This window comes from Symploca atlantica LB2515, from assembly GCF_052546295.1.
Genome location: NZ_JBQWMT010000001.1, coordinates 5,671,570 through 5,698,154, shown reverse-complemented (window position 1 = coordinate 5,698,154; position 26,585 = coordinate 5,671,570). Strand labels below are relative to the sequence as shown.

15 protein-coding genes, 2 pseudogenes and 1 CRISPR repeat array (1 of these 18 running past the window's edge) are annotated in these 26,585 nt (G+C 44.3%); of the genes and pseudogenes, 8 read left to right on the top strand and 9 right to left on the bottom strand.

The window, feature by feature from the left end; genetic code table 11:
• A CRISPR array of direct repeats spans window positions 1-4,644; the repeat unit is 37 nt; unit sequence GTTTCAATCCCTGATAGGGATTCATATTAATTGAGAC; it reaches 3,748 nt to the left of the window's first position.
• A gap of 263 nt (window positions 4,645-4,907) precedes the next feature.
• On the bottom strand, window positions 4,908-6,779 hold the full coding sequence (locus tag ACT7WV_RS23615) for a glycosyltransferase family 39 protein (protein WP_445105221.1): 1,872 nt from the start codon (window positions 6,777-6,779) through the stop codon (window positions 4,908-4,910).
• Between the two features lie 67 nt (window positions 6,780-6,846).
• Entirely contained in the window at window positions 6,847-8,172 is a 1,326-nt protein-coding gene (locus ACT7WV_RS23610; protein ID WP_445105220.1) for a hypothetical protein, read from the bottom strand.
• Window positions 8,173-8,359: 187 nt separating this feature from the next.
• On the opposite strand from ACT7WV_RS23610, the gene ACT7WV_RS23605 reads away from it, so the two are divergent.
• Window positions 8,360-8,905, top strand: coding sequence for an alpha/beta hydrolase (locus ACT7WV_RS23605; protein ID WP_445105219.1), 546 nt, complete (start codon window positions 8,360-8,362; stop codon window positions 8,903-8,905).
• Window positions 8,906-8,941: 36 nt separating this feature from the next.
• Here ACT7WV_RS23605 and ACT7WV_RS23600 read toward each other — a convergent pair whose 3' ends face one another.
• The 6 genes and pseudogenes from ACT7WV_RS23600 to ACT7WV_RS23570 all read right to left on the bottom strand — a co-directional run bounded on the left by ACT7WV_RS23600 (window position 8,942) and on the right by ACT7WV_RS23570 (window position 17,629).
• A complete protein-coding gene (locus tag ACT7WV_RS23600) occupies window positions 8,942-9,640 on the bottom strand; it encodes a low-complexity tail membrane protein (RefSeq protein ID WP_445105218.1) in 699 nt (232 codons plus the stop codon).
• A 131-nt stretch (window positions 9,641-9,771) separates the two neighbouring features.
• Complete coding sequence (gene infB / locus ACT7WV_RS23595; RefSeq protein WP_445105217.1) at window positions 9,772-12,828, bottom strand: translation initiation factor IF-2; 3,057 nt, start codon at window positions 12,826-12,828, stop codon at window positions 9,772-9,774.
• A gap of 361 nt (window positions 12,829-13,189) precedes the next feature.
• Window positions 13,190-13,530, bottom strand: a pseudogene (locus ACT7WV_RS25935) (YlxR family protein).
• A gap of 196 nt (window positions 13,531-13,726) precedes the next feature.
• Window positions 13,727-15,043: a transcription termination factor NusA gene (nusA, locus tag ACT7WV_RS23580; RefSeq protein WP_445105214.1), complete on the bottom strand. Its 1,317-nt coding sequence runs from the start codon at window positions 15,041-15,043 to the stop codon at window positions 13,727-13,729.
• A 473-nt stretch (window positions 15,044-15,516) separates the two neighbouring features.
• Window positions 15,517-15,978 (bottom strand): ribosome maturation factor RimP, encoded by a 462-nt coding sequence (gene rimP, locus ACT7WV_RS23575; protein WP_445105213.1) that lies wholly within the window; start codon window positions 15,976-15,978, stop codon window positions 15,517-15,519.
• Between the two features lie 151 nt (window positions 15,979-16,129).
• Window positions 16,130-17,629: a hypothetical protein gene (locus ACT7WV_RS23570; protein WP_445105212.1), complete on the bottom strand. Its 1,500-nt coding sequence runs from the start codon at window positions 17,627-17,629 to the stop codon at window positions 16,130-16,132.
• Window positions 17,630-17,886: 257 nt separating this feature from the next.
• Between ACT7WV_RS23570 and ACT7WV_RS23565 the strand changes: the two genes are divergently transcribed.
• From ACT7WV_RS23565 to ACT7WV_RS23545, 5 genes and pseudogenes are all read left to right on the top strand, one after another.
• The gene (locus ACT7WV_RS23565; protein WP_445105211.1) at window positions 17,887-18,456 is read left to right on the top strand and encodes a DUF2808 domain-containing protein; all 570 of its coding nucleotides are present in this window, start codon (window positions 17,887-17,889) and stop codon (window positions 18,454-18,456) included.
• Between the two features lie 128 nt (window positions 18,457-18,584).
• Window positions 18,585-19,406, top strand: a complete 822-nt coding sequence (locus ACT7WV_RS23560; RefSeq protein WP_445105210.1) for a peptidoglycan-binding domain-containing protein — start codon at window positions 18,585-18,587, stop codon at window positions 19,404-19,406.
• A 269-nt stretch (window positions 19,407-19,675) separates the two neighbouring features.
• Window positions 19,676-20,674, top strand: a complete 999-nt coding sequence (gene galT / locus ACT7WV_RS23555; RefSeq protein ID WP_445105209.1) for a galactose-1-phosphate uridylyltransferase — start codon at window positions 19,676-19,678, stop codon at window positions 20,672-20,674.
• Window positions 20,675-20,971: 297 nt separating this feature from the next.
• Window positions 20,972-21,689, top strand: a pseudogene (locus ACT7WV_RS23550) (IS701 family transposase); the annotation flags it as partial.
• Window positions 21,690-22,493: 804 nt separating this feature from the next.
• On the top strand, window positions 22,494-22,904 hold the full coding sequence (locus ACT7WV_RS23545) for a DUF4278 domain-containing protein (RefSeq protein ID WP_445105208.1): 411 nt from the start codon (window positions 22,494-22,496) through the stop codon (window positions 22,902-22,904).
• Between the two features lie 142 nt (window positions 22,905-23,046).
• Here the strand turns inward: ACT7WV_RS23545 and ilvD are convergent, their stop codons facing one another.
• Window positions 23,047-24,732, bottom strand: a complete 1,686-nt coding sequence (ilvD, locus tag ACT7WV_RS23540; RefSeq protein WP_445105207.1) for a dihydroxy-acid dehydratase — start codon at window positions 24,730-24,732, stop codon at window positions 23,047-23,049.
• A gap of 380 nt (window positions 24,733-25,112) precedes the next feature.
• On the opposite strand from ilvD, the gene ACT7WV_RS23535 reads away from it, so the two are divergent.
• Window positions 25,113-25,952, top strand: coding sequence for a pentapeptide repeat-containing protein (locus ACT7WV_RS23535; RefSeq protein WP_445105206.1), 840 nt, complete (start codon window positions 25,113-25,115; stop codon window positions 25,950-25,952).
• A 386-nt stretch (window positions 25,953-26,338) separates the two neighbouring features.
• Entirely contained in the window at window positions 26,339-26,512 is a 174-nt protein-coding gene (locus ACT7WV_RS23530; protein WP_445105205.1) for a hypothetical protein, read from the top strand.
• Window positions 26,513-26,585: the final 73 nt, after the last annotated feature.

Here is a 26,585-nt window from a genome sequence, read left to right as displayed (position 1 = left end):
CGAGCGCATATCAAGCCACTAGGCATCGTTTCAATCCCTGATAGGGATTCATATTAATTGAGACTTTGTTTCCTCAGGGAAGTTTTTCCTGGGGGCAACAAGTTTCAATCCCTGATAGGGATTCATATTAATTGAGACTATGTTCAGCACCGTGACCGCAAGAAATTTAAGGTTTCAATCCCTGATAGGGATTCATATTAATTGAGACTGTCGGAGTTGTTTGAAGTTGAATCTGCTAATTCGTTTCAATCCCTGATAGGGATTCATATTAATTGAGACTCTGGCTCACATAATCGGTTTGTAGGTATTCCAAGTTTCAATCCCTGATAGGGATTCATATTAATTGAGACGGCGCATTTGCTCTAACTCTCTAAGCAGGCTATCGTTTCAATCCCTGATAGGGATTCATATTAATTGAGACCTCCTAAAATGCACTTACTAGTACTAAGAGCTAATGTTTCAATCCCTGATAGGGATTCATATTAATTGAGACGGCTGGCGAGATTCCCCAACCTCCAGACTCAAAAGGTTTCAATCCCTGATAGGGATTCATATTAATTGAGACCTTTATCTGCTCGTTTAGTCGCTTCCCAAAATCAGTTTCAATCCCTGATAGGGATTCATATTAATTGAGACCTCCTCGTCGTTTGCCTTGGATACTGAAGGGTTGTTTCAATCCCTGATAGGGATTCATATTAATTGAGACGACTGCTCAGCGATACGGGATTAATAATGAACCCGTTTCAATCCCTGATAGGGATTCATATTAATTGAGACCTTTTGCGGCCATCTCTTCGAGCTGGAAAGTAGAGAAGCGTTTCAATCCCTGATAGGGATTCATATTAATTGAGACTTTAATGCCCCCCGAATTGAGGGATACTTTTAAGTTTCAATCCCTGATAGGGATTCATATTAATTGAGACTAGATAGATTCGTAGTTGTCGCTTCTGCCCACCCCGTTTCAATCCCTGATAGGGATTCATATTAATTGAGACAGTGCCATTAATTGCCGTAGTTACTTGAGCGATTGTTTCAATCCCTGATAGGGATTCATATTAATTGAGACGCTATTGCCATCATTCGATAGGCTTTCATTATCAAGCCAGCAATTTGTTTCAATCCCTGATAGGGATTCATATTAATTGAGACAATCATCACAACACTTACGGCTCATCCCACAAAAGTTTCAATCCCTGATAGGGATTCATATTAATTGAGACCTTGTTGTCTTCGTTCAAGTTCCATCGCCCAATCCGTTTCAATCCCTGATAGGGATTCATATTAATTGAGACGGGGTGATTAGTAATAGCGGCTTATTTAGCTATGCTATGTTTCAATCCCTGATAGGGATTCATATTAATTGAGACCCAATCGTTACCCCGGTAACTACATCGATTTTTTGTTTCAATCCCTGATAGGGATTCATATTAATTGAGACCAGCACATTAAGCCTTGAGAAGTGTATGAAAGATACTCGTTTCAATCCCTGATAGGGATTCATATTAATTGAGACGACTGGGAAAAATCCAAGGCGAGTGAAATTTAGTGGTTTCAATCCCTGATAGGGATTCATATTAATTGAGACTTGCCCCAGTTCGTCCTAGTTAGATCCTTGGTCGCGTTTCAATCCCTGATAGGGATTCATATTAATTGAGACCCGTAGCCTGATAGTGAGCTACTAGCGCCGCCTCGTTTCAATCCCTGATAGGGATTCATATTAATTGAGACACCTGACCTAGGCGGTGATCCGGGTGGGCAGAAGCGTTTCAATCCCTGATAGGGATTCATATTAATTGAGACGCGGTATTTTTCATTGAGTATCGCGGCGTGAGCCTCAAGGTTGTTTCAATCCCTGATAGGGATTCATATTAATTGAGACGATGGACATCCTTGAGGCAGTGTTTCCTATGTTTCAATCCCTGATAGGGATTCATATTAATTGAGACGAAATATGGATTAGATTCAATCCTCAAGCCATCATTGTTTCAATCCCTGATAGGGATTCATATTAATTGAGACGGCTTTTTCCTCTTTTTCCAGGAATTCCAATAGTGTTTCAATCCCTGATAGGGATTCATATTAATTGAGACCTTTATTGATACACTTCTGCGGGAAGAAAGCCCTAGGTGGTTTCAATCCCTGATAGGGATTCATATTAATTGAGACTAGAGGGCGCGGGTATCAAGAGATACTCTGTGGTCGTTTCAATCCCTGATAGGGATTCATATTAATTGAGACGCAATTAAAGTGCCAGTAATTATTGAGTCAGGATGAGTTTCAATCCCTGATAGGGATTCATATTAATTGAGACTGAGATCTGCCCTAGATGTGTAGTAAATCCGTTTTGTTTCAATCCCTGATAGGGATTCATATTAATTGAGACCTGTTTTTATGCTTTGCGAGATCCAGCCTGTAAGTTTCAATCCCTGATAGGGATTCATATTAATTGAGACCCAGTGAACACCAGTAGCTGGTGGTGCAAGCAATCGCTCTAGTTTCAATCCCTGATAGGGATTCATATTAATTGAGACAACCGACTTCTTACTCAATGGCTGAATGATGAAATGGTTTCAATCCCTGATAGGGATTCATATTAATTGAGACATTTTAAGCCAAGAGTCAGAGGTTAAGGCTCTAGGTTTCAATCCCTGATAGGGATTCATATTAATTGAGACATTGAGGCTTTTTATCTTAGGTTCGAGTGTCGTGTTTCAATCCCTGATAGGGATTCATATTAATTGAGACGAGCGATCGCAATGATTCCCACCATTGCACCGACGTTTCAATCCCTGATAGGGATTCATATTAATTGAGACAGTCTTACTTCCTAACTTCCCAATCAAGCGCTTGTGTTTCAATCCCTGATAGGGATTCATATTAATTGAGACCTGAACTCATTTTTAGATCTCCTCCACATTGCAAATATTCCGTTTCAATCCCTGATAGGGATTCATATTAATTGAGACTAGCTTGCTTGGTATAGATTCTCGTTCACAGGTGGTTTCAATCCCTGATAGGGATTCATATTAATTGAGACTTAGAGTGGATCTTAAGTGCTAATAATGCACAAGTTTCAATCCCTGATAGGGATTCATATTAATTGAGACCTGAGCGATCGCATCCAGGAGAAAACAATTAGTTTCAATCCCTGATAGGGATTCATATTAATTGAGACCTTGCTGCTGCTTCCGTTCCTTGAGTTGATTGTGGAATTTTGTTTCAATCCCTGATAGGGATTCATATTAATTGAGACGCTTTAGCTAATCGCTCCAAACTAGGCACCAACCGTTTCAATCCCTGATAGGGATTCATATTAATTGAGACATATTTTGATTTAAGCCGTTTACCGCCACGGTGAATAGCGCGTTTCAATCCCTGATAGGGATTCATATTAATTGAGACTTTTTCTCAGTATACATCACTGATACTACAATGACGTTTCAATCCCTGATAGGGATTCATATTAATTGAGACGGAAATACTTCGCTGCTAGGAAAGTACGGGATGGTTTCAATCCCTGATAGGGATTCATATTAATTGAGACAGGAGTCTATTGGAGGTTCAACGCACCAATAATAGTTTCAATCCCTGATAGGGATTCATATTAATTGAGACCTTCCAAAATCACATTCCAGCGGCGAAGCGCCGCGTTTCAATCCCTGATAGGGATTCATATTAATTGAGACGCTGATGAGTTTTTCTCGCTCCAAATCGGCGTCGGTTTCAATCCCTGATAGGGATTCATATTAATTGAGACCCTTGCTTGAGCAATAGCGTCCTGGAGGTAGAGCCGTGAGCGTTTCAATCCCTGATAGGGATTCATATTAATTGAGACTACGTGCTCAGCGTGGCAAGCACTCTCGGTTAGATTTAAGTTTCAATCCCTGATAGGGATTCATATTAATTGAGACGTATAGTCTGCCCAATGAATTAAAGCAGACGGCTACGTTTCAATCCCTGATAGGGATTCATATTAATTGAGACAAGAGAGGCAATTGCCTCTCTTGCCAATTGATAATCGCGCAGCGTTTCAATCCCTGATAGGGATTCATATTAATTGAGACCCCCTTACAATTGGGGGCGCTGGCGGGCGATGGCGTTTCAATCCCTGATAGGGATTCATATTAATTGAGACTAGCAGAGCTACAAGCCCAACTCTCGATGTGTGGGATTTGGGTTTCAATCCCTGATAGGGATTCATATTAATTGAGACGATAAGCTCAATTTCTGGGACTAAATCGAGGGTGTTTCAATCCCTGATAGGGATTCATATTAATTGAGACGACGCCGATTTTTGCTATCAGGAACCTCCCCAAGTTTCAATCCCTGATAGGGATTCATATTAATTGAGACCCGCAGCTGCGGCATTGCTCAACGCCAAGCAGTACACAGATGTTTCAATCCCTGATAGGGATTCATATTAATTGAGACTTACAAAGATGTCGGTAAGTTTCGATGCCATGGCGGTTTCAATCCCTGATAGGGATTCATATTAATTGAGACGATACGGGTTCGTTACTCACCACTTTGTTAAAGAGTTTCAATCCCTGATAGGGATTCATATTAATTGAGACGTAATTTATAGGGGTCGGCTTTCTCCCATGTCCGTTTCAATCCCTGATAGGGATTCATATTAATTGAGACCGCGGTTGCCAGAAGATACGGCTGTATTAGGTTTTCAAGGTTCAATTGCGCGACTAACCTAATCATGGATCAAAAGATACAGATCTGTCAAGAGCAAAATCGTTGAAACCCTTACAGGGTAAAGTGCGCGGCTAGTTCAAATTCTAAGATGGCTCAATCCCTTTCCCTGCAATGCTTCCGCTATTTTTTCTAAAAGCTCTGATTTTACAGCTACCTAGCCGCGCATTTTCAGACAAAATTGAAAGTAAAGTCGTAGGGAAAGCTCAAGAGTCGGCGGCAAGGCAGCGATACAATTGAGTCCCGTAGCCATCTACTGGTAACTGATCAACAAAAAGCTTCTGAACTAAGCAATTTGAAGGCACTGTCACTGGGGCTTTAAAATTCACCAACCAGACATCTAATGGTCGCGGCAATTGCTCTAATGCCTCCTTAAGAGTAGCAGAAGCAGGACAAGCTGTTCCTTGACATTGGTCTTGATTTTGATGAGCTAGCAGAAACTGAGGATTTGAGGTTAATCTCTGGGAATCTCTAAGAAGCTTGAACTCCCAAGCAATACCCATCATTTCACCAGTTTGTACGAGGGTGTTATGAGTGGTGGCAATCAGCACTGGAACTGGGGATCGCTGTTGTACTATCGACGCTAACAGGTCAGGACGGTAATACTTTTGGTAGCCCAGATTGCTGACTACAGTAATACTACTCAAAGACGCCATCAGCCAAATTAGCCCAATAGCAGTCTTACCATTTATTTTGCCAAATAAAGGGAATCTGATCTGTTTTCGGGGCAAAATTGCTTCGGTTCTAAGTTGGGCATTTACAGTTTCAGCCTCGCGCCAGCTAATTGCCAAAGACGCTGCCAATATTACAATGACAGCAGGGAAGTAGACAAAACTATAACGTGCTCCTCTGGTAAGGTCAGCGTCGAGAATGTAGGTAATACCGAAAAATAGTGCGATCGCTCCTAAGACAAAGCCCCCTAGCACGATCATTGCTAAACCATTATCAGAAGAGTTTAGTTGAACCCTAAAACCCCGATAAAGAATGGGCAATGCCCAGATCAAAAACCCTAGCATCACCATCCCAGAAGCAATTACTAATGGTGGTGCAGTTGCTTCCACTGGTAGCAGGCAAAGCATCGTAGTCCAAGTGGCAAGGGCTTGAACAATTGGACTGATTAAAGTCACAATCTGGCGCAGCATGCTTTCATTTCCCACTGGGCTAACGCCACTCATAATCCATTGGGTCATCTGAGGGTCGTAACTTGCCTTGAAAATCGGTAGCCAGACGAAACACCCAGCTACAGTACCCGCAACTGCAGCATAAATTCGCCACCAAACATTAGTTGCGCGGTTAGGAATTTCTACTTTCAAAGAGTTTGAGGAGTTAGTAACAGAGGTAGGATAGTACCTTTGCCAAATCCAAAATCCCATTAAAACGATCGCTTCTGCCAATAGGGTCAAGCTAAAAAAATAGTGAGTTGCTATGCCTAGAGAATTAACCAGTACCCAGGAAAGTACTACCCAGATGGGCAAAGTTGTCCGACGTTTGAGATTTTGCACTGCCACCACTAAGCAAGACAAAGAAGCAATCACCCAGAGAATACCCAGGGTGTAATGACGTGCTTCCTGGGCCAGATAAACCCCATAAGGAGAAACAGCCATCATTGCTGCCGCGAGGCTTGCCACCAAACGCGATCGAAAAGCCAGCCAGCCGAGTCCATACACAGCAGGAATAGATACCACCCCAAAAAGGGCAGGAAGCGATCGCGCTGCCCATAAAAGAGAGGTAAGATCTCTTGTCTGTAAACCCAAGGCGCGACATATTTCCATCCATGAGTGAGCGAGTACAAAATAGAGAGGTGGATGGTGATCTTCTTTCAAAAGGTTACTTACCACCATTAGCAATCCGTTGTCTGGGTTGACTTGCAGTGGTTGGAGCAAAGTATCCAGAGAAATCGCCTGGTTTAAAGGTAAGTTTTGGTAACTATTGCCCAAACTGAAGACTATTGTCGCAAATTCATCTGTCCAAGGCGATTTAAGAGTCAGTTGACTAAAACGCAAAGCAGCGCCAAGGGCAATCCAGGCTAATAGCAGTAGTTGGTGAGACCAAGGTTTAAGGAAATGCAGAATGCTCAAAGATAATCCTGGAAGCCCACTTAATTCCTGCTGTTAATTTTTGCATACAATGGCCGAGGTAAAAGTTTTAAGAATCAGACTCTAAACGCTTCTGCCATTCAGCATCAATTTGGTCTTTTCTCTCTAATTCTTGATCAAGCAAATCCTTTTCACTGGTATACACTAAATCTTCTTGCTTGATCACCTCAGAAGCAGCAAACTGTTGTGCATAAGACATCTTTTTTTGCAAGGCAGCGTCTGCCTGATTGATAGCAACAGCCTCCTGCTGCCGCTGCTGATTTCGCTGTTCAATCTGGCCATTTTTCCACTGAGTCCAGAAATAGCGGATCAGTGGTATTGCCAAAAAACCAATGCCGTAAAACACCAAGATGGGGTAAATTAACTGTACAAAGGCAACAAGACCGCCTAGTTGTGCCGCTATTTCACCACCCCTGAGTAGGGAACCTAAAACTAAAGCACCAACTAAGTTGGCAGCGCCTAGTCCAGTTGCCAGCATAATTTGCCCGCTACTTGCTTGACTAAAGCGCCAAAGTCGCTCTTTTAGGTAAGCTGCGACTGGTTGGGGGTGCTGTTCTTGTGCTGTCGTCTGTAATTCTGGGAAGTGATAGACAATTTCCCCTGAAGGACTTACTTCAGGACGTCCGTTGAATCGGCTGAGTACTGGTAGCATATAATCTTCATACTCCCGCTTGTATCCTTCTCCCAAATCATCGAGATAAGGAATAATCTGTTCTGCAACTACTGCACCTTGGGAGTTACGAATGACGGTGCCAATTTCTTGCCAACGACGTTCTTCGAGTTCCGCATTGGGATTGCCATCACCAAACAGAAAGGAGAAAATTGCCTCAAGGAAATTCATCTCGTTTCTGCTAGAGGTTCGAGAAGATGCCCTACGTTGCTGAGAACGAGAGCGATAATTTGGGTCAAAAAACCAAAAGATATCTGGCCCAATCCAGAAGTGAGGCATGAAGATCATACCTCCGCCACCAGAACGACTGCCACCACCTCTGTCAGAATTATTGTCATTGCTGGAATTGAGGCTCATCAAGATAATGCCGATGGCAAGTACAATCAAGACGATTGAAAGCAGCAGGAGAATACCAAAGGAAATCCTAATCAGATAGAAAAGGACGCGCCAAACCTTTGCCCACCATTCTTGGAACCTTAGCCGTAAGAATTTGTTGCGCAGAATTGAACGAAAATTTTTGGGAAACAGGTAGGCAATGTCGCCTGACTCTGCTACTTGCAAATGTCCAGCAGCATCAGAGGCTAGAGCCAGTAATCCTTGCTGTGCTAGGTTGATATTCAATCCAGCTTTACTAGCAACGTCCCCCACAGTAACGCGATAACCTAGTTGCTCAACAGCGGTCATAATCCTGGGATCAGGAGCCATAGGTAATATTTATCCAAGTACTTATAGGGATTTATTAGCTATCTCCAGTATAAAATTTCTATTTTTTTGCAGTTGTAAAGATAACCCAACTTCTGGGCAAGTTAGCTACGCTAATTTTAAGCCAAGTTACTTACCAAAATCTTGCTGATACCATCCACTACCTCATCCCAGTTTGGCTAGAGGCAAAATGCGTCAACATACAGGAATGTCGAATCGTTTACTACTTGTGCTACGTTTGAGCTTGGGTTTTGTAACCCTGATGAGTGCTGCTTTCTCTAGCACTCTTGCAGAAGCTGCTGAGTCGGTGGTACTCAAGTACCGCTTCCTGCAAGAAACAGTTTCGGTTCCTGAATTATCTGAGTTTGCCCAAACAGGTCAACTATCACCTGCGCTAAGCACTTATCTCCGAATGGCTAACAAGGAACCGGAGCAGTTGAGGGGTACTCTCACAAGAGAAATCCACGTAGACCCTATTCTCTTATCTAAGGCACTTAATAGCCCTGTCGGCGAACTTATGCTTGGTCAAGTTAGCGAGGTGATTCATACTCCCTCTAATCGAGCTAATATACCATCTCTAAGGTCTGCACTGGTTAGTTCCGCACTTCCTGATCAAGAAATTACCCTCATCGAAATTCTCGAAAATTATCCAACTCCAGAGGTTCATGTCAATGGGGAACGTCTGGTTGAGGTTATGGAGGGTATCAGGAAGATTACCGGGCTGATTGGTTGGTGAGGTTATTGGTCACTATTTTGGTCAAAACAGCTAAGGTTATTGCTGGGCTGAGTTACCTTCCTCTGAAGAAATTGTTTCCTGTTCAGACGGCAAAATTGGAGTTGTCGTCGCTAAAGTAGCGGTATCTTTTGCCTCTAAGGGCAAAATTTGATTAACCGGTAAGCCTGGTATGGTGAAATCTTGCGGTATTTTTTCCACAGGATAGGGTTGGGTTACGCTAAATTCAAGCTCGCTGGTGAAGAGAACTTGTACCACACTCAGGGGTACTTGCAAAAACAAATTACTCGCGAGAAAGGCTAACCCAGCTCCTAGCAACCCAGCAATGTGCCATTGTGGTGCCAAAGTAACCAGAGGCGCTGCCATTGGTGCTACTCGGTAAATTTGCCAAAGCACCAACACCATGATCAGCGCCGCAGCTATTGTTAGCACCTTGTTAGGCTTTGTTTTGAACAAACTTAAGAGACGCCGTTGCTCCTCACTAAGCTGCTCCGCCTTAATCGCCAGGATTAGAAGACTGAAAATGTCGAAGGGGCGGGTCAATTGCATTGCCACCACTGGAATGGTTCCTATCGCTGCTACTAGCAGGAACTCCAGCCATACTGGCAGTAGGGGATCGCCCACTGCCAGCCCTAGCCAAACAACTTCCAAAGTCAAGGGTAGTGCTGCCAAACCGGCAAGATGAATCCAGAGAAAAGGTTCACTCCAGAAAGAGCGCTTCCTTGTGTCCTGTGTCATTAGTCCTTAGTTTTTTGTTGATTTTTCTGCATTGCCCTTGCTCTGTGTCGGTTGGGGTGTAACTTGTCGTCTTTTTTTCTGGTTAACCAAGACGATTACTTACGCCCCAACAACTGGTTATTGATCCATGACTAGTTTGGAGAAAGAGTCCTGCGCTTGCTGACCTTTTGGAAGGTTTCGATAATGTCTCTTTCTTGCCAGTCGTTGAACTTATCGACGCCTACGCCACATTCGTAGCCAGCGTTGACTTCTCTGGCATCATCCTTCATCCGCTTCAGGGAATCAAGGTTACCTTCGTAGACAACTTTACCGCCGCGTCGCACTCGTATTTGGCAATTACGAACTGCTTTACCTGAGAGTACGTAGCAACCGGCAACAGCGCCACGACCGACTGGGAACACAGCTCGAACTTCTACTTCACCGAGGGGTTCTTCTACCATCTCTGGCTCTAAGAGACCCTCCATCGCGCCTTGGATATCGTCCAACAGTTTGTAGATGATGCCATATTCGCGTACATCTACACCTTCTTGTTCAGCGGACAAACGAGCACTAGTAGAGAGCGTAGTACTAAAGCCAATAATCACAGCACCACTAGCAGCGGCTAAATCGATGTCTGTTTCAGAAATTTCACCAGCAGCTGCGAAGAGGACTCGGATTTGCACTTCGTTCTGGGGCAACTGTTGGAGAGAACCGAGAATTGCTTCGACGGAACCTTGAACATCGGCTTTCAAAATCAAGTTGAGTTCTTTGAGCTCACCTTCCTGAGCCTTAGCTGAGAGGCTATTGAGGGTGACTCGGCGTGAAGCCATCAGCTGTTGCAGGCGAGACTGTCTTTGCTGATCAGCCCTAGAATCAGCAACGGCCCGGGCTTCTTTTTCACTTTCAAAGACCTCAAACTCATCACCGGCAGCCGGAACATCGCTCAAGCCGAGCAGTTCTACCGCAAAGGAAGGAGCCGCAGCTTCCACTTTCTCACCTCGGTCGTCAGTCATGGCTCGTACCTTACCAAAGATAGAGCCAGCAACGAGGGTATCACCTACACGTAGGGTGCCGTTTTGTACCAAGAGACTGGCAACTGGTCCTCTAGCTTTATCTAGGTGAGCTTCAATCACCGTCCCTCTAGCTGGTCGCACTGGGTTAGCGGAGAGTTCTTCAATATCCGCCACCAGAAGAATCATTTCTAGAAGTGTGTCAAGATTTTCTCCTTGGAGAGCACTCACTGGAACCATGATGGTATCCCCACCCCATTCTTCTGGCACTAGACCACGTTCTGCTAATTCCTGCTTAACCCGGTCGGGCTGCGCCTCCGGTTTATCAGTCTTGTTGATCGCCACCACAATGGGAACTTCAGCAGCTTTGGCGTGGCTGATAGCTTCAATGGTCTGAGGTCGAACACCATCATCAGCAGCAACCACCAGCACAGCGATGTCTGTGACTCGCGTACCCCTTGCCCGCATGGCGGTGAAAGCCTCGTGACCAGGGGTGTCAAGGAAGACTACCTGCTGTGTTTTATCTTCGTGTTCAACATCCACGTGGTAAGCGCCAATGTGCTGAGTAATACCACCAGCTTCTCCTTGAGCAACTTTGGTTTTGCGGATGGAATCGAGCAAGGTAGTTTTACCGTGATCGACGTGGCCCATGATCGTGACGACAGGGGGACGCCGCTGTAGATTTTCCAAGTCTCGAGCATCCAGCATCTCTGTCACCTTGGTGGCAGCAGATCCTTCTTGAATCGTCTCAACTTCCACCTCCATTTCCTCCGCTACCATCTTGGCAGTAGGAACATCGAGGGTTTGAGTGATACTTACAGCCATTCCTTTGAAGAATAGCTTTCTAATAATCTCAGTTTCGGCAATGTTGAGTTGGCTGGCCAGTTCTCTGATAGTTACAGAACCACTCAGGACAATTTTTTCCGGCAATTCCGCCACACCCTCTTTGGGACGGCGTCGGTTATTGCGACTCTCTGAGCGTCCGCCGCCGCCTTGATCCCTGCTAGGGCCAGGCTTTTTCGCCCGACTGAGGCTGGGCGCTGCAGTCGGTGTTTGCTGTCCAGGACGTGACTTAGGTTTAGGAGGACGAGCGACAGAAAGGCTGACCTTAACTGGAGAATCTGCACCATTTTTGGCGTCGTTATCAAAATCATCGTCCTCATCTTCCAAGAACAATGTTGTCCGGCGCTGCTTTTTAGCTGTTTTCCCTTTGCCCTCTTTGCCCTCTTCTTCGACGATTTCTTCATCCCAGTCTTTCTTCTTAGAAAGTTTAGGAGCACTGGGTCGTCTCAGCTTAAGGTCGAGCAAGTCTGGTGTTTCAATGGAATCTTCTTCAAGACCATCTTCATCAGGAATTCCAGTGCTAGTGTCGTCCATGTCAGCCGCCTTCCTGCCACGAGCGGGTCGTGCTCTTGTGGGAGGTTCCTGGAGTTTAGGAAGCGATGGTGCGGCGGGAGTCCTGGACTCTGAAGTAGGAGATTCAGAGGGGCTGGACTTTTGGGGTTTGCTGGGAGGTTTAACAGGAGTGGGAGTGCTACTTGAGGATGTATCCGGAGCAGCATTACGGTTGCGCTTCAAAATCGGCGCTACGGCATTTTGCGCAGGTTGAGGTTTGGAGCGCTGCGGTCTAGTAGGGGGTTCTACAAGTTTGGGTTTTTTTAAATCACCCGTAGAAGATGTTTCTGGAGAAACGTTATCTGCTGATGGAGGCTGAGTTGGGGACTCATCTTCCCACCTAGATTCGGTATCCTCTTCTTCTTGCTGACTAGCCTGTGCAAGAGGTCGCTCAGGATTTACTGAACGAGGAGGTGGGGAGCTAAGCTGAGGTTTGATGGGGGGTTGAGGAGGGTTAGCCAATTGAGGATTACCTTGCCCTGAGTTTGAACTGGGACGAGATTTAGGTTTACGAAGTTCCACGAATTGCTGCCGCCGAGCACCGTTGGCACGTCCTATAGATTGATTTGATGCCGAACCAGTGCTTTCTTGAGATGAATCAGCACTGTCGCGACCACCCACCATAGCTGGGCGGTTAGGGTATTTTTCTGCTGCTGCGCGAATGCTTTGGGCCTCCGACTCTGTAATCGTGCTACTGTGACTTTTTACTGCGATATTGAGCCCTTCACAGATACTCAAAATGTCCTTGTTGTCCAAATTTAATTCTCGTGATAATTCGTAAATTCTGACTTTGCCGTTGTTCATCCACTCTTCCCCCGTTCTACCAGTTGTTACATCATATTTGTTGCACCGTAACTCAATGCTCTAGTAACCTCTTCACCGTTGGTTTTTTGCCCAATCGGTAAAACTTGCAATGTTGTCGAACTGCTACTTTTATCCAAAAGCTGACAACCAAACTTTGCGTTTGCCTGTTGACATTAAGATCTGGAAATAACTTTGTATGGGAAACACAGTCTTACTTCTTTTCATTTTGCACATAAAGTATCATCAATTGGACTTAGACCTTTTCCTTGACCGTATTTAAGGATAGCTTGTCTATTTTGATGGAGACTCATTCACCTCTTGAAACTAAACTACTGATTAATAATCTACTCCCTTCTTAATCCTAACGACTCCTGGGCTTCTCTTTCTCTTGAGGAACATTTGTCTTTAACTTTTGCGATAATTCTCCTTGTGGTTGGTTATCTTGCTCCATTGGAGTAGTGGTCAAGCGCTGCCATAAAGTTTCGTACAGATGCTCTGGCACTGATGCACGAAGCGATCGCCCTAGCCGGTTTTTTTTTGAGCCATCGCCAGACAACTCTCTTGGGGACACAGGTAGGCAGAACGTCCCATCCCCTCGTCTAATTGTACCTGTCGCGATGGATAGACTCTGACAATACGCCACAAAGCCTGTTTAGGTAGTACTACGCGGCAGCTTAAACAACGTCGGTAGTTAGGTTTCATTTTGTTTAAAGGTTTTCCAGGCGCTTTTCGGCAAGCTGAGCTAGCCAGGAGTGGCAAATCAGCACCTCAAGTGCTAGCAGCTTGCCCATTGTAGAGCTTGAAGGTTTTTGCTCAGCGCTTTTGTGCATCCAGAGGGCAGGTTTTATGTTTACCTAACTTGGTTGACTCTCAACTAGCTTGCTCTCTTAGATATCCCTTAAGCGAAAGCATCTTCTTCTTCTGGAGGCTTATTTTCAATCACTAGTTCAGAATCATCGGCAGTCACTGTTTCTAAATCTTCTTCGTACTCATCCTCATCTTGATCATACTCCTCTTCGGGGAACTCTTCTAATGCTGCCGCAGCTGCTTGCAATTCCTCTATCTTGCGCTGTTCTGCTTCGTATTCGTACTTAGCAATATCCTTGATATCAATCTTCCAGCCAGTAAGACGAGCAGCCAAACGAACATTTTGCCCTTCTTTACCAATTGCCAAGCTTAGTTGATCTTCAGCTACTAAAACGTGAGCCTGACGACCTTCTGGATTGACCAATAACACTTGGTCAACTCGCGCTGGGCTAAGGGCATTGGCAATGTAGGTGGATGGATCAGGAGACCAGCGAATTACATCGATTTTTTCGCCCCGTAATTCGTTGACGACAACTTGAATCCGCGAACCTCTAGCACCGATACAAGCACCTACTGGGTCTACATCGCGCTCTAGGGTGTCTACAGCAATTTTAGTCCTTGGACCAACGTGACGAGAGGGGGGATTAGCCTCTCGTGCCACTGCCACAATCCTAACCACCTCGTCTTCGATTTCTGGGACTTCGTTGGCAAACAGGTAAACGACTAAGCCGGCAGAAGCTCTAGAAACTACTAGCTGCGGACCTCGGTGAGGGCCCTCGCGAACCTTTTTCAGATAGACTCTAAACGTGGCGTTAGTTCGATAATTATCGTTGGGTAGTTGCTCCCGCTTAGGTAATTCGGCTTCAACTTCTGGATTACCAAAACCACTACTGATCGCCAGAATCACAGATTGCCTCTCGAACCGTAGCACTCTAGCTTGTAAAACTGTGTTCTCTAGCTCTTGAAACTCTTCTTGAATTATCTTGCGCTGCTGGTCTCGCAGTTTTTGTGAGAGAACTTGCTTGGTTTGGATAGCTGCCATACGACCAAACTCACGCTGGTCTGGCGTCACATCCAGAACTACTGAGTCGCCCATTTGTGCCTCTGAAGCTACTTCTTGCACTTCTTTGAGGGAGATATGATGATCACTGTTGCCCACTTCTTCCACAATAGTTTTGGTAGACAAGATGCGAAAGCCTTCTTCTTCAACATCTAGATCCACTTCAAAGTTGTCGAAATACTCTTCATCGAAATGAAATCGGTCTAAGCGTTGAGCGCGGCGATAGCGCTCGTAACCTTTAAGCAATGCTTCTCTGAGAGCCTGCTGAACAGCAGACTTGGGTAGATTATGGCTTTGAGAGATCTCTTCGATCATCTTCTTTAGGCCAGGCAAACTAACTATAGACATAGGCAAATCTCCTCAATTAATTTAGTAAGAATGGACACATGAAAAATTAAAGGTTTGTCTTAGGCTAGAAGATTAAGATTTTCTTCCGGCGCTACCCTAACCTGAAGAAATAACTTCTCTAAAGCGAGGGAAACTTCGCTAAACAAAGTTAGCCATGCTTGCTTGGGGCGCTTGCCTGACTAGCCTTGCCCCTGATGCCCTACTATATCCCTTCAAGAAGTTGCCAGTGCTTGCCGGATGGTTATTCCCTCGGGAAAGCACCCAGAGGCTTAAAAGTTAGGTGTGAGGAATTCTTGACGAACCCTACTGCACTTTATGCCCAAAGGGAAACCATGACACTAAGTGAAAGGAAACAACCAACCACTAATCCTCCAGAAACTTCTAAGCTTGAACCTAGGGGCGTCGCGCCCGAAACGCGCCAAGGGTGCGACCCATGCTAGTACGCCAACAACCTTTCAGTTTTTAACCATAATTCAGGTCTTATCGTCTAGCTGCACCCTAATTACCAGTTCGCGGGGAATAGTGACCGGACGACCTTTTTGGTTTAGATAAACTCCGGTTTCATTCCGGCGAATTAACTGCCCTCGCCACTCTTTTTGACCCTCGTAGGGTTCGGATGTCTTGACCATGACGGGAAACCCCTTGAAAGACACGAACTCGCGGTCAGTTGTTAGCTGCCTTGAGATTCCTGGGCTGGAGACTTCCAAAACGTAGGCGTCTGGAATAATATCCGTAGCATCTAATTCTTCTTCTAGGGCTCTACTCATTCGTTCGCAGTCATTCAAACCAGTATCACCGGTGCAGTTGCGGATATCCACACGTAGCACTGGAGGGCGTCTGTTGGTATGAAAAACTGCCCCCACTACCTCCAATCCCAGGTTGTCGGCCACTGGCGTTGCCAAATCTATTAGCTGTGGAATCAGGGGATGAGTCATGGAAAAACTCCTACAAAAAAAAGTGGGTCTGACCCACTTCCAGGCAAAATTGCTTCCAAGAAGACTAGCGACGAATAGAGTTGTGTTCGTTGCTATAAATTAAATTCTAGCGCAAGCAGTCCTATCTGTGGCGCTCTTACCTCCAGACGAGTTACTTGTGGGCAGTTTGACGGATGGCTCTAGTTTGGTCAAGGATTGCTTCAAAGTCTTCTTCCGACAAACGCTCGACATAATTGACCTTGACTTCCTCTAGCAAAGCTGTAAGCAGAGACTGAATTTCTTGTAAGGTTCGCTTGCCCTGGATTTCTGACCCAAACGCTTCGCTGAAGTGTTCTAATAAACGTTGGAATAGTTGGTCAGCAACCGGGTCTTTTTCCAGGGCAGAGTTGAGACCATCGTAAACTGCCTGAGTAATTTCTGTCACTAGCCGCCCGGTCAACTGATTCCGTAAGTCTCCTAAGCCTGGTACTTGCTCAAGTCCCTGGTAAATAGGCGATTGATTGAGAACTTTTTCTAGGTAATGTTCCAGTAAGGCTTCAAGATCCGGTCTGATTTTAGGAAGAACCTGATAAACCATCAGCTGTGAAACTATACTAGCTATTTCTGCTACCTCATTAATATCGTTGAGGTCTACGTAGGGACGAGTTTCTTGCTGCGATAGCCATTTGGCAATCTCCCCTTTACGAATGGAACTTTGAGCTTCGTTAATGACTCGAATTACTACAACTTGCGTCATATCTTCCGCGATTTCGGCAACGAACCCCTGGCGGATTTGGTTTTCGATACGACTAAGGTTAATTAATCTAGCTTGGCCTAAGCGAATTGTTACCGGGATGATGCGCAACCAGCGCCAGAGCGGGATCAACAGAAAAATATCATACCAGCGCCAGAGCATGGCATCTAGCCAACTAACACCGGTACGACGGCGACTGATTAACCAGGTACGAGCCAAAAATTCTACACCGAATAATACAAAAAACGGGAAGTCAATCACCCCAAAAAGGTCTACAAATTCGCCGTTTTCACCAATGGGACGGTAGTAATTGGTTTCTATTAGAGGTCTGATCTCACTATTAAAAAAATTCAGTTTTTGCACCGGATTATTGGCTAAGTAATCCTGGCTCCAGAAAATGTTAAATGCTTCTTTAGCCGAATCCTCTGAATTAGGAACTCCCTCACGCATCTTATTTTTTATTTTCTCTAGAGTGCCAGTCTTATTAGCAATCTGAAAAGGATTAGTATCAATTATTTCTATGCTGCGATCGCGCAAATCTTCTAGGATTGCTGTTACTTCTAGCGATCTCAAACCAGGGTCGATCAATTGGTTTTCTAGTTGATCAACTTTTTCTAAATATTGCTGAGTATCTCGATAGGGTACGATGCCCTTCACCGGGTCATAAAATTGAGTGACGTTGGGAATTAGCCACTTAAACGAGACGGGGAAACCTTGAGACTCTACAGGACCAACTTTAAAACTAAAAACTTGTACTTTACGCTGTAGCCAGAAATTTCGCAGGGGAATGTAGCTTATGTCAAACAGCACAAAAAGTAGGTTAAGTAATGCCAAAAGCGCCATTACTCTTTCAAACCAAAGGTTAGAGCGGTATTGACGTTTGCTGGTTTTTCCGGTCAGTCGTTGCAGAGATGACATGGGTTGATTAGAAAGAGATAATTAATCGCACGAGGAGCTAATTCTCAAGACGATTTTGCCCTTGAGAAGAGGCACCATCATGATGTAAATAGATGATTCAGTGCTTTCCAGAGTCTTCTTGATGCCGACAATTGTCTATCCTCACCAGTGTAAGAGTATTAAAACTAAGTTCGACCTCAGTCTCAAAGCATTAAACCGCAGCTTTCAACAAGAGAGTTAGATTAACAGATCAGGATCATTTACCTAGAGGTGAGCCAATGCAGTTTTTCACTGTGAAAAGATTCACTCTAATCATCTCAGTGAGCATTTGGGGGATTGCTATCCCTTCAATGATGGCACTTGAGCTACCAGACGGAACAATCTGGTTTGAAAAGTCTCCTCGCTTGCTTGAGGTTACAACAACCTACAAGCAAATTTACCTCAGAGGTGCGACTTACTACTTTACTCTGAAGTTGCCTGAGGACGCGGGTGAGCCTCTGGGGCGAGTTGTAATTAACCAGCGCCAAGGATTTGACGATATCCGCTTCAATTTAGAAGATACTCTGGCTTTCTTAGAGACACCTCAGAACAGAGGTCAAAGTTTAACTCTCAAAGAGATTACCCAGGAACCTGAGATGGAGGGAATTTCCGTAACATTTGACAAACCTGTCGCTCCCGGTGAAACCATTACGATAGGTCTTCGTCCTTTACGTAATCCCACAACTAGCGGTTTCTACACTTTCGGTGTTACCGCCTTTCCGGCTGGTGAGCAAGCTGAGGGTATTTATCTGGGTTCTAGGAATTTATACTTTACTGATAGTGACGGAGACGCGGTGTCAGGCTATTGAGCTACTCATTTAGTATTAGTTTCTGGTTAACTGTGCACTCCAGCACTACAGAGTGACATATTTTAACCTTAGACTTTACATGTTCCAATTATCATCTGGCTAGAGTGTTTATGTGAAGAGTGTGAGTTATGTGGATTCGTTACACAGCGCCCATTGTTGTCGTTGGCTTTAGCTTGGCAGCAAGTTTGACCAGCCCTGAAGTAAGTTTTGCACAGGGAAGCCGGAATTATACTCCGAGTGAGTTTCGCTCTGTCTTGCGTGGTTTTGGATACAACGTCATGCCAGGAGATAGCCTAACAGATCCCACCACCAGGGATGCCATCCGCAAGTTTCAGGAGGGATACAATATCCAGGTTGATGGTATTGTTGGTCCTCAAACTCAAAATCTTGCAGCTAATCTGGTAAAAATTCTCAGAGCTAACTTGAACTTAGTTCTTGATCCGAGTCCGGCTTTACCAAGTACCCAGTTTTATGATGAGCAAACTGAAACAGCTATTAAGCAATTTCAGGAGAAATTTAATTTGCCAGTGACGGGAATTGCTACTCTACAAGTTCGTCAAAGACTTGACCAAGAGGCAAAGCAAATTCTTGGTCAACCTATTCCGACACCTACTCCTATTCCGACACCTACTCCGTCACCTACTCCAACAAATAGTCCTAGTCCGACACCTACTCCTACTCCTATTCCGACACCTACTCCGTCACCTACTCCTACTCCTATTCCGACACCTACTCCTACTCCTATTCCGACACCTAGTCCGACACCTACTCCTACTCCTATTCCGACACCTACTCCTACTCCTACTCCTATTCCGACACCTATTCCGACACCTACTCCTACTCCTACTCCTACTCCTACTCCTATTCCGACACCTAGTCCGACACCTACTCCTACTCCGTCACCTACTCCGTTACCCTCTCCATCACCTGCTCCGACAAAATCACCTTAAAGTTTTCGCAATTAGCCCGGTGTTCAGCTAGCCCACATCTGACCCTCATTAAAAGATGATTCCTTCGGGTGTTGCTTGGTTAGAAATCTCTGTGGCTTAAGCCCGGAGAGAATGTCAATTGCATGTTCTTCTAGGAGGATAAAAAAGATCAGTTTCTCTCTCCCTATGACCCTACCTCAAACAGCCCCTAATCCTCTCTTCATAAAGGGCTGTTTGGGGTAGGGTTTTATTTCTACAGGAGGTTTAATAGACGCCCTTAGGAGCAAAAAATGTCAGAAGGTCAAATTAGACTAAACAAGGTAACTAAAGAATGGGTAATTTATGCACCAAGTAGGCGTAAACGGCCCCAGGATTTTCAAAAAACTAATCGGATAGAACATTGCCTGCCGATAATTGATCCAACATGTCCTTTTTGTCAAGGAAATGAGCAGGACTTGAAGTGTATTGTTCTGGAGTTGCAGAACACAGAACACAGTTGTTGGCAAACCAGGGTTATTACTAACAAATTCCCTGCTTTAACGCCCAATAAACATATGAAGCGCTTTCCTCTAGGAATTTATTTGGCAATGTCTGGTTATGGTGAACATGAGGTGATTGTAGAAAGCCCCAAACACAACGAAGACATCGCCACCATGACACAAGAAGTAGTTGATGTTGTCATTGAGACTTATCACAAGCGCTATTTGGAATTAATGGCGGTGCATGAAAATATGATGGCGATTATTTTCCGCAATCGTGGGGAACGGGCTGGGGCTTCTTTAAAGCATCCTCATTCTCAAATTATTGTAACTGGTATGGTGCCTCGCCATGTGCGGTGGCGAGAGCTAGAGGCTCAGATGTATTTTGATGAATGGGGAAGGTGCTTGTACTGCGACATCTTAGAGTTTGAGATGAAAGAACGCAGGCGAGTTATTCAAGAAAATCTATCTTTCGTGGCTTTTATTCCCTTTGCTGCCGATGTGCCTTTTGAAATCTGGATTATGCCCAAAAATCATCAAGCAGACTTTGGCAGTGTTTCTGATCAAGAAAAGTCCGACTTTGCTCTAATTTTAAAGCAAGTTCTTGCTAATTTGTATGAAAAACTAAACAATCCTGATTACAATTATGTCATCCATACTGCTGCTCGTTACAAAGCAGAGGAACCCCAACTCCACTGGTATTGCCAAATTTTGCCTCGCACGACTACTCCGGCAGGTTTTGAAATTGGTTCTGGCATGAGCATCAACCCATCTCTTCCTGAATTTGATGCCGATTTTTTGAATTCTTAAAGTAAAGTTATAGCAGTTGCCAGATTATTTAGAATATCAAGTAACAAGTAACAATCTGCTTTTTTCTGAATCATCTGGTTAGTCTAAAGTCCTTGACCTATTATCTATTTCCGGTTTCTCTATCGGAAGTTACAGAGCTTTTTAGGCTATCGCTTTGAGCGCCACCTGCTTAGATTGGATAATCGCAAGAAAGCACTAGCCTAGGCTCGTGAAGCTAAAGGCTAAAACTTACGCATTGACATAGTAATAAAATAGTGAGTTGAGAAACAGGTGTCGTCAAAAAATAGGTATCGGACAATTAGAGAAATCAGTAAACCCTCAACAGCACAATGTAATCTTGAACATTACACTCTGTTTTTGTTATCAGAACCGAAGCATTGAGGATGTAGTAAGTTAGCCGAAATAGTGGGGAATTTTTTACATGGTAGTGTGAACCTTTTTTTCTTGAGGTATAGATACGAATCGAAAGATTTATTCGAGATGATAAAAAATATTGTCAACCTAGTAGCAGGGATTTTAAGTGTTGATGAGACAGTAATAGAAAACCTGTACAGCAATCATAAACATGTAGACTTAATCGGTTATTTTTAGTCTGACAAACATCATCGAAGTATCAAAGAGTTAAATTTAATTACGCTAGATTACAGCGACACTCAGGGGAATTTAGTAGCAACAAATTACAGAATACACGATACAAAGGAAGGGAAAATAAAGAAGGATTATTTTCAAGAGATGCTCCCCTGAAGTGACTGATTGGGGTGTCAATCCTAGACTAGTGACAGGAGATAGTTGGTACTCAGGAGTAGAAAACTTAAAATTTTTGAAAAACCATAAATTGGCTTTTCTTTTTGGGGTTGAAAAAAATATAACTGTCTCTAATGAGCCGGAAAAATATCGTCAGTTCAGTAGTTTAGAGATTACTGCTCAAGAGTTGATAACGCATCTCAGAGAATTTGGATTTATCAAGTTGTTGAGGAAATACTTCAAAAAAGAAGACTCTAGGCATTATATATTAGACCTCTTGCGGAAATAATAAAAGTGTTTTAAATAAAACAGGATAAACGAATATTTAGAACCTAGCTAGATGTCGTATAAAACAGCAATAGAATGTCCTCCCTCCCCTTTTAAGCTAAGCCGGAAAATTTCACTTACCAGGGAAGCGCCATTTACAAGGAGCTGAAGCAGAAACATCGCCAGAAATCTAAGTGATTGTTGTCAATTTTTCCGAAACATAAATTGAGCGACAAAAAAACAGAGAGGCTACTATAGCGGGAAACAGAAGTACCACACTCTAAAAATTCAGTTAATAATTAATTAAAGGGATAAATCAGTAATATGTACAGAGTTTGGCAAAGGGAGACAAGATAATTTTCGGATATTTAAAAACAGCATAATCTAGTTCCCAAGACGTTTCAATTACTTGAGCAAGCAAACTATTAGAGATTGGCGGCTTTCCCCATTGTTTAACTCATTGAGCAATTAGCTCCAAATACTTCTTAGCTTAATCCACAGTTAATTTCGGACTAAATCTGGTAATTGCAAGATAACAATACTTTAAATACTTAATTATCACATTTTTACTCAGCCTGTACTGCCCGCACAGCTATCAAGACCATGTGTTGATTTCTTAACATTTGGCAGACTTCTAGTAAAAATGTCAAAATAGATACAGAAAATAAACTCAAGATAGTTATGAAAGGTGTCCTCAAGCACAGCAAGCCCCGCAGCGACATCTAGATCAAAGCTTTAATAAGCCTTTGTTGACATCCCTTACTTGAGACAAACTCTTCAGTAATCAATTTTTATGAGGTGCAAGGAAATGAAACTTTCTTATCGTGGTGTTCACTACGAAGGTGAACCATCGACGTTAAAAGTAACCGAAGGCAGAATTGCTGGTAGCTACCGAGGTCAGAGTTGGCGGTTTCACCATCCCCAATACCTACCCAAACTGGGATCCGTAGATCATCTCAAATATCGTGGCGTGGCCTATTCCACTGGTCAATCTACCACTGCACTCAAGCCTAGCGCCGTTCCTCAACCTGTCGCTGCTAGATGGCTCTTCCAATGGTTCAACCGCCCCAGAAGGCAACCAGTCCAAGATGAGATAGTGAGTACTCACTTCAGCAATATTCGGCATAGTCTGGAGCGTCGGCTAGAGGTAGCCGAAGCTAGGGGAGATGATAACTTAGTGCGTCTTCTGGAAGAGGAGAAAATGGCACTCCACCTCTAACAAAATTAGCAAGGTATAGCGATCATCCCACTGTAAACTAAAAACCTGCTTATCGCGCTGATGCCGAGCGTAGCAACTCACGCAGGTTTCTGAAAAGGAATTCACCCTTAGTCCACCCAGGTGAATTTGTTTTTGATGCGCGTTAGCCTAGTCCTAGATCCGTCACTGCACCGACACTACTAGAAGAGACTAACTTGGCATATTTTGCTAGTACACCACGGGTGTAACGGTGCTTTGGTGGCTGCCATTGCTGACGACGTTCCTCAAGTTCCGCATCTGATACGTGGAGATTTAAGGAGCGTGCAGGAGCGTCAATAGTAATCGTATCACCTTCTTTAACCAAAGCGATCGCACCACCAACTGCTGCTTCTGGGGCTACATGACCAACTACCAAGCCATAGGTGCCACCAGAAAACCTGCCATCAGTAATCAAACCTACCGAGTCTCCTAAACCAGCACCAATAATCGCCGAAGTGGGAGCAAGCATTTCCCGCATGCCAGGACCACCTTTGGGTCCTTCGTAGCGGACAACAATCACGTCACCAGCCTTAATCTTACTAGCAAGAATTGCATCAAGACAGGCTTCTTCCGATTCAAATACCCTTGCTGGGCCGGTAATTTGCGGCTTTTTGACCCCAGTTATTTTGGCGACTGCCCCTTCTGTCGCCAGATTACCTTTGAGAATTGCCAGGTGTCCTTGAGCATACATCGGGTTATGCCAAGGGCGAATCACGTCTTGGCCAGCAGGTGGTTCTTCTGGAACATTAGCCAAAACTTCAGCAATAGTTTCTCCAGTAATTGTTAAGGCATCACCGTGCAAGATGTCATGGGCCAAAAGCATTTTCATCACCAAAGGAATACCACCGACGCGGTGCAAATCTAGGGTTACATATCTGCCAGAAGGTTTGAGGTCACACAGCACTGGCACTCTACCACGGATAGTTTCAAAGTCATCCATTGATAACTCAACCCCAGCAGCATGAGCGATCGCTAATAGGTGCAACACAGAATTTGTCGAACCGCCCACCGCCATAATTACCGCGATCGCATTTTCAAAGGCTTTGCGAGTCAAAATCTCTCTAGGCAACCGCTGTTGCCGAATTGCCTCTACTAATACCGCAGCAGATTTCTCAGCACTATCAGCTTTCTCTGCATCCTCAGCCGCCATTGTTGAGGAATAGGGCAGGCTCATTCCCATAGCTTCAAAGGCTGAAGACATCGTGTTGGCTGTATACATACCACCACAGGAACCTGCACCAGGACAAGCCTTTTCTTCCACTGCCGTCAATTCTGTTTCGTCGATTTTGCCAGCACTGTATTGCCCGACAGCCTCAAAGGCACTGACAACCGTCAAATCGCAGCCGTTATGACGTCCTGGTTTAATGGTGCCGCCGTAGACAAAGATTGCGGGAATATTCATCCTAGCGATCGCAATCATTGCTCCTGGCATATTCTTGTCACAGCCACCAACTGCCAGCACACCATCCATACTCTGCCCATTGCAAGCAGTCTCAATAGCATCGGCAATCACTTCTCGGGATACTAGGGAATATTTCATCCCTTCAGTACCCATAGAAATGCCATCACTGACGGTAATTGTGCCGAACATCTGGGGCATGGCACCAGCATCTTTAATTCCCGTCTCTGCCCGTTTAGCCAGGTCATTAAGACCTATATTGCAAGGAGTAATTGTGCTGTACCCATTGGCAATCCCGACAATCGGTTTAGTAAAATCTTGATCTGTAAAACCAACTGCCCTTAACATGGCTCGGTTAGGCGATCTCTGGACGCCCTGGGTTACCGCTTTGCTTCTAAAGTTGTCCGCCATGGATGTGTTCTTCCCTTAGCTATCAGCTATTGGCTATCAGCTATCAGAAGAATGGGTTGAAAGTTATAGGCAAAGAATGTTGAAGGTAGATTAACTCTTTAAAAAACTTCAACTTTCCACCAATAAAGTGTAACCCAAAGGGAGTAGAGTGATTTTCTTCCCCGGTGAATCCGGGAATTGACTACTCCCTGTAAGCACATCTTGTCAACTTTTAACTCTTCTGCCGCTAACAGCTACTCTTTGATTTTCTCAGAAGGCATGACCGTTTGGTTCGCTATCTTACACCTTTGCTGTTGCCAGTGTAACGAGAACAATCTAGCTGAGGTTGGACAAAAGAGAATAAACACCGTTATTTCTGAGATCAATTTGAGGGACGCCAGATGGATGCCGATGAACTGCTAAAGCGATATGGGTTAGGGGAAAGGGAATTTAGAGGCATTGACTTACAGGGAGCGTCTCTGACGGGAGTTGACTTGAGTAAAGCTAATTTTCGAGGTGCCAACCTCAGTCAGGTCAATCTTACTGGAGCATTTCTGAAGAATATTAATTTGCGGGAAGCGGATCTCTCCGGTGCCCAGCTGCGGGGGGCTAATCTTTGCGAGGCAAACCTGATTGTCAGCAATTTGAGCAAAGCAGATTTGACAAGTGCTCAATTGAGGGATTCTAGTCTAAGGGCTGCCAACCTCAAGGAAGCTAATCTCAGTGGAGCTAATCTAACAGAGGTGATTCTTAGTGATGCGATACTGCGGGAGGCTAACTTAAGTGGCACCAGACTGATCGAGGCATCTTTGAGCCGAACTAATTTATCCTATGCCATCCTCAGTGCAGCTAATTTAGAAGGGGCTAACTTGACCAATGCAATTCTGATCGGAGCTAATCTCAAGGGGGCAAATCTCTCAAGAACCCTCTTGAATGGGGCTAACTTTACTGAAGCCAACTTGTTTCAGGCAGATTTGAGTAGAGCCAAAGTTAATGGAACTAATATGACAAAAGCTAACCTGAGTGAGGCTAAACTCAGAGGCGCGTGCGTGAGTTGGACAACTCTACGAGGAGTAAATCTGACTAGGGCAAATTTGTACCGAGCTAAACTCTGCTGGTCTAATCTAAGTGAAGCGATTTTGGTGGAAGCTGTTTTGATTGATGCCAACCTCAATCAAGTAAATTTGCGTGACGCTGACTTGAGTAGAGCCATCATGCCTGATGCAGCAATCAACTCGTAGTATAGCAATCCTATGGGATTTTCCTTCCAAGGGAGACAGGGAAAACAAGTGAATGTTCTTACTTCATTGAGGATTAGTATATATATTCCAACAGAATTTTTACTTATATAGGAAACTCATCAAATAAATAAGATAAATCGATGATACTTATCTTGCTAAAAGTAGGTTCATAGTAAGATTTGGCGCTAAATTTAACTTAATTTTTGATAATCTTTCAATATCTTCTGATGTTGCTCTGGTTAGAGGCTAATATTGGACTACTGAACTGGGATTTTGCCAAAAAAATAGTCGCGGTTTTCTAGCTTTTAGGGAAATTAATCTCCTAGGCGGCGAACAGCAGCATTTATACTAATTGTGAAACTTTATTGAGGAACCCAAGTAGCACCATGGAAGAAACTGCTTTAGCCAAAAATAAACAATCCCTAGCTGGAACTAACCAAGCTGAAATCTCTAAGAGTAAAGATATCAGAATAAAAAGCCTCAGACCGCTGCCTCATGGTCGTCCGATTGCCAGCAATGTGAGTGTGGGTACAGACGAACTCATGGGTTACCTTGACTGATTAGTTAACTATAAAAATTGATATTTAGTGGCTTTGGCAGTTGTTATTAGCTTTGCTGAAGGCTGAGCATTAG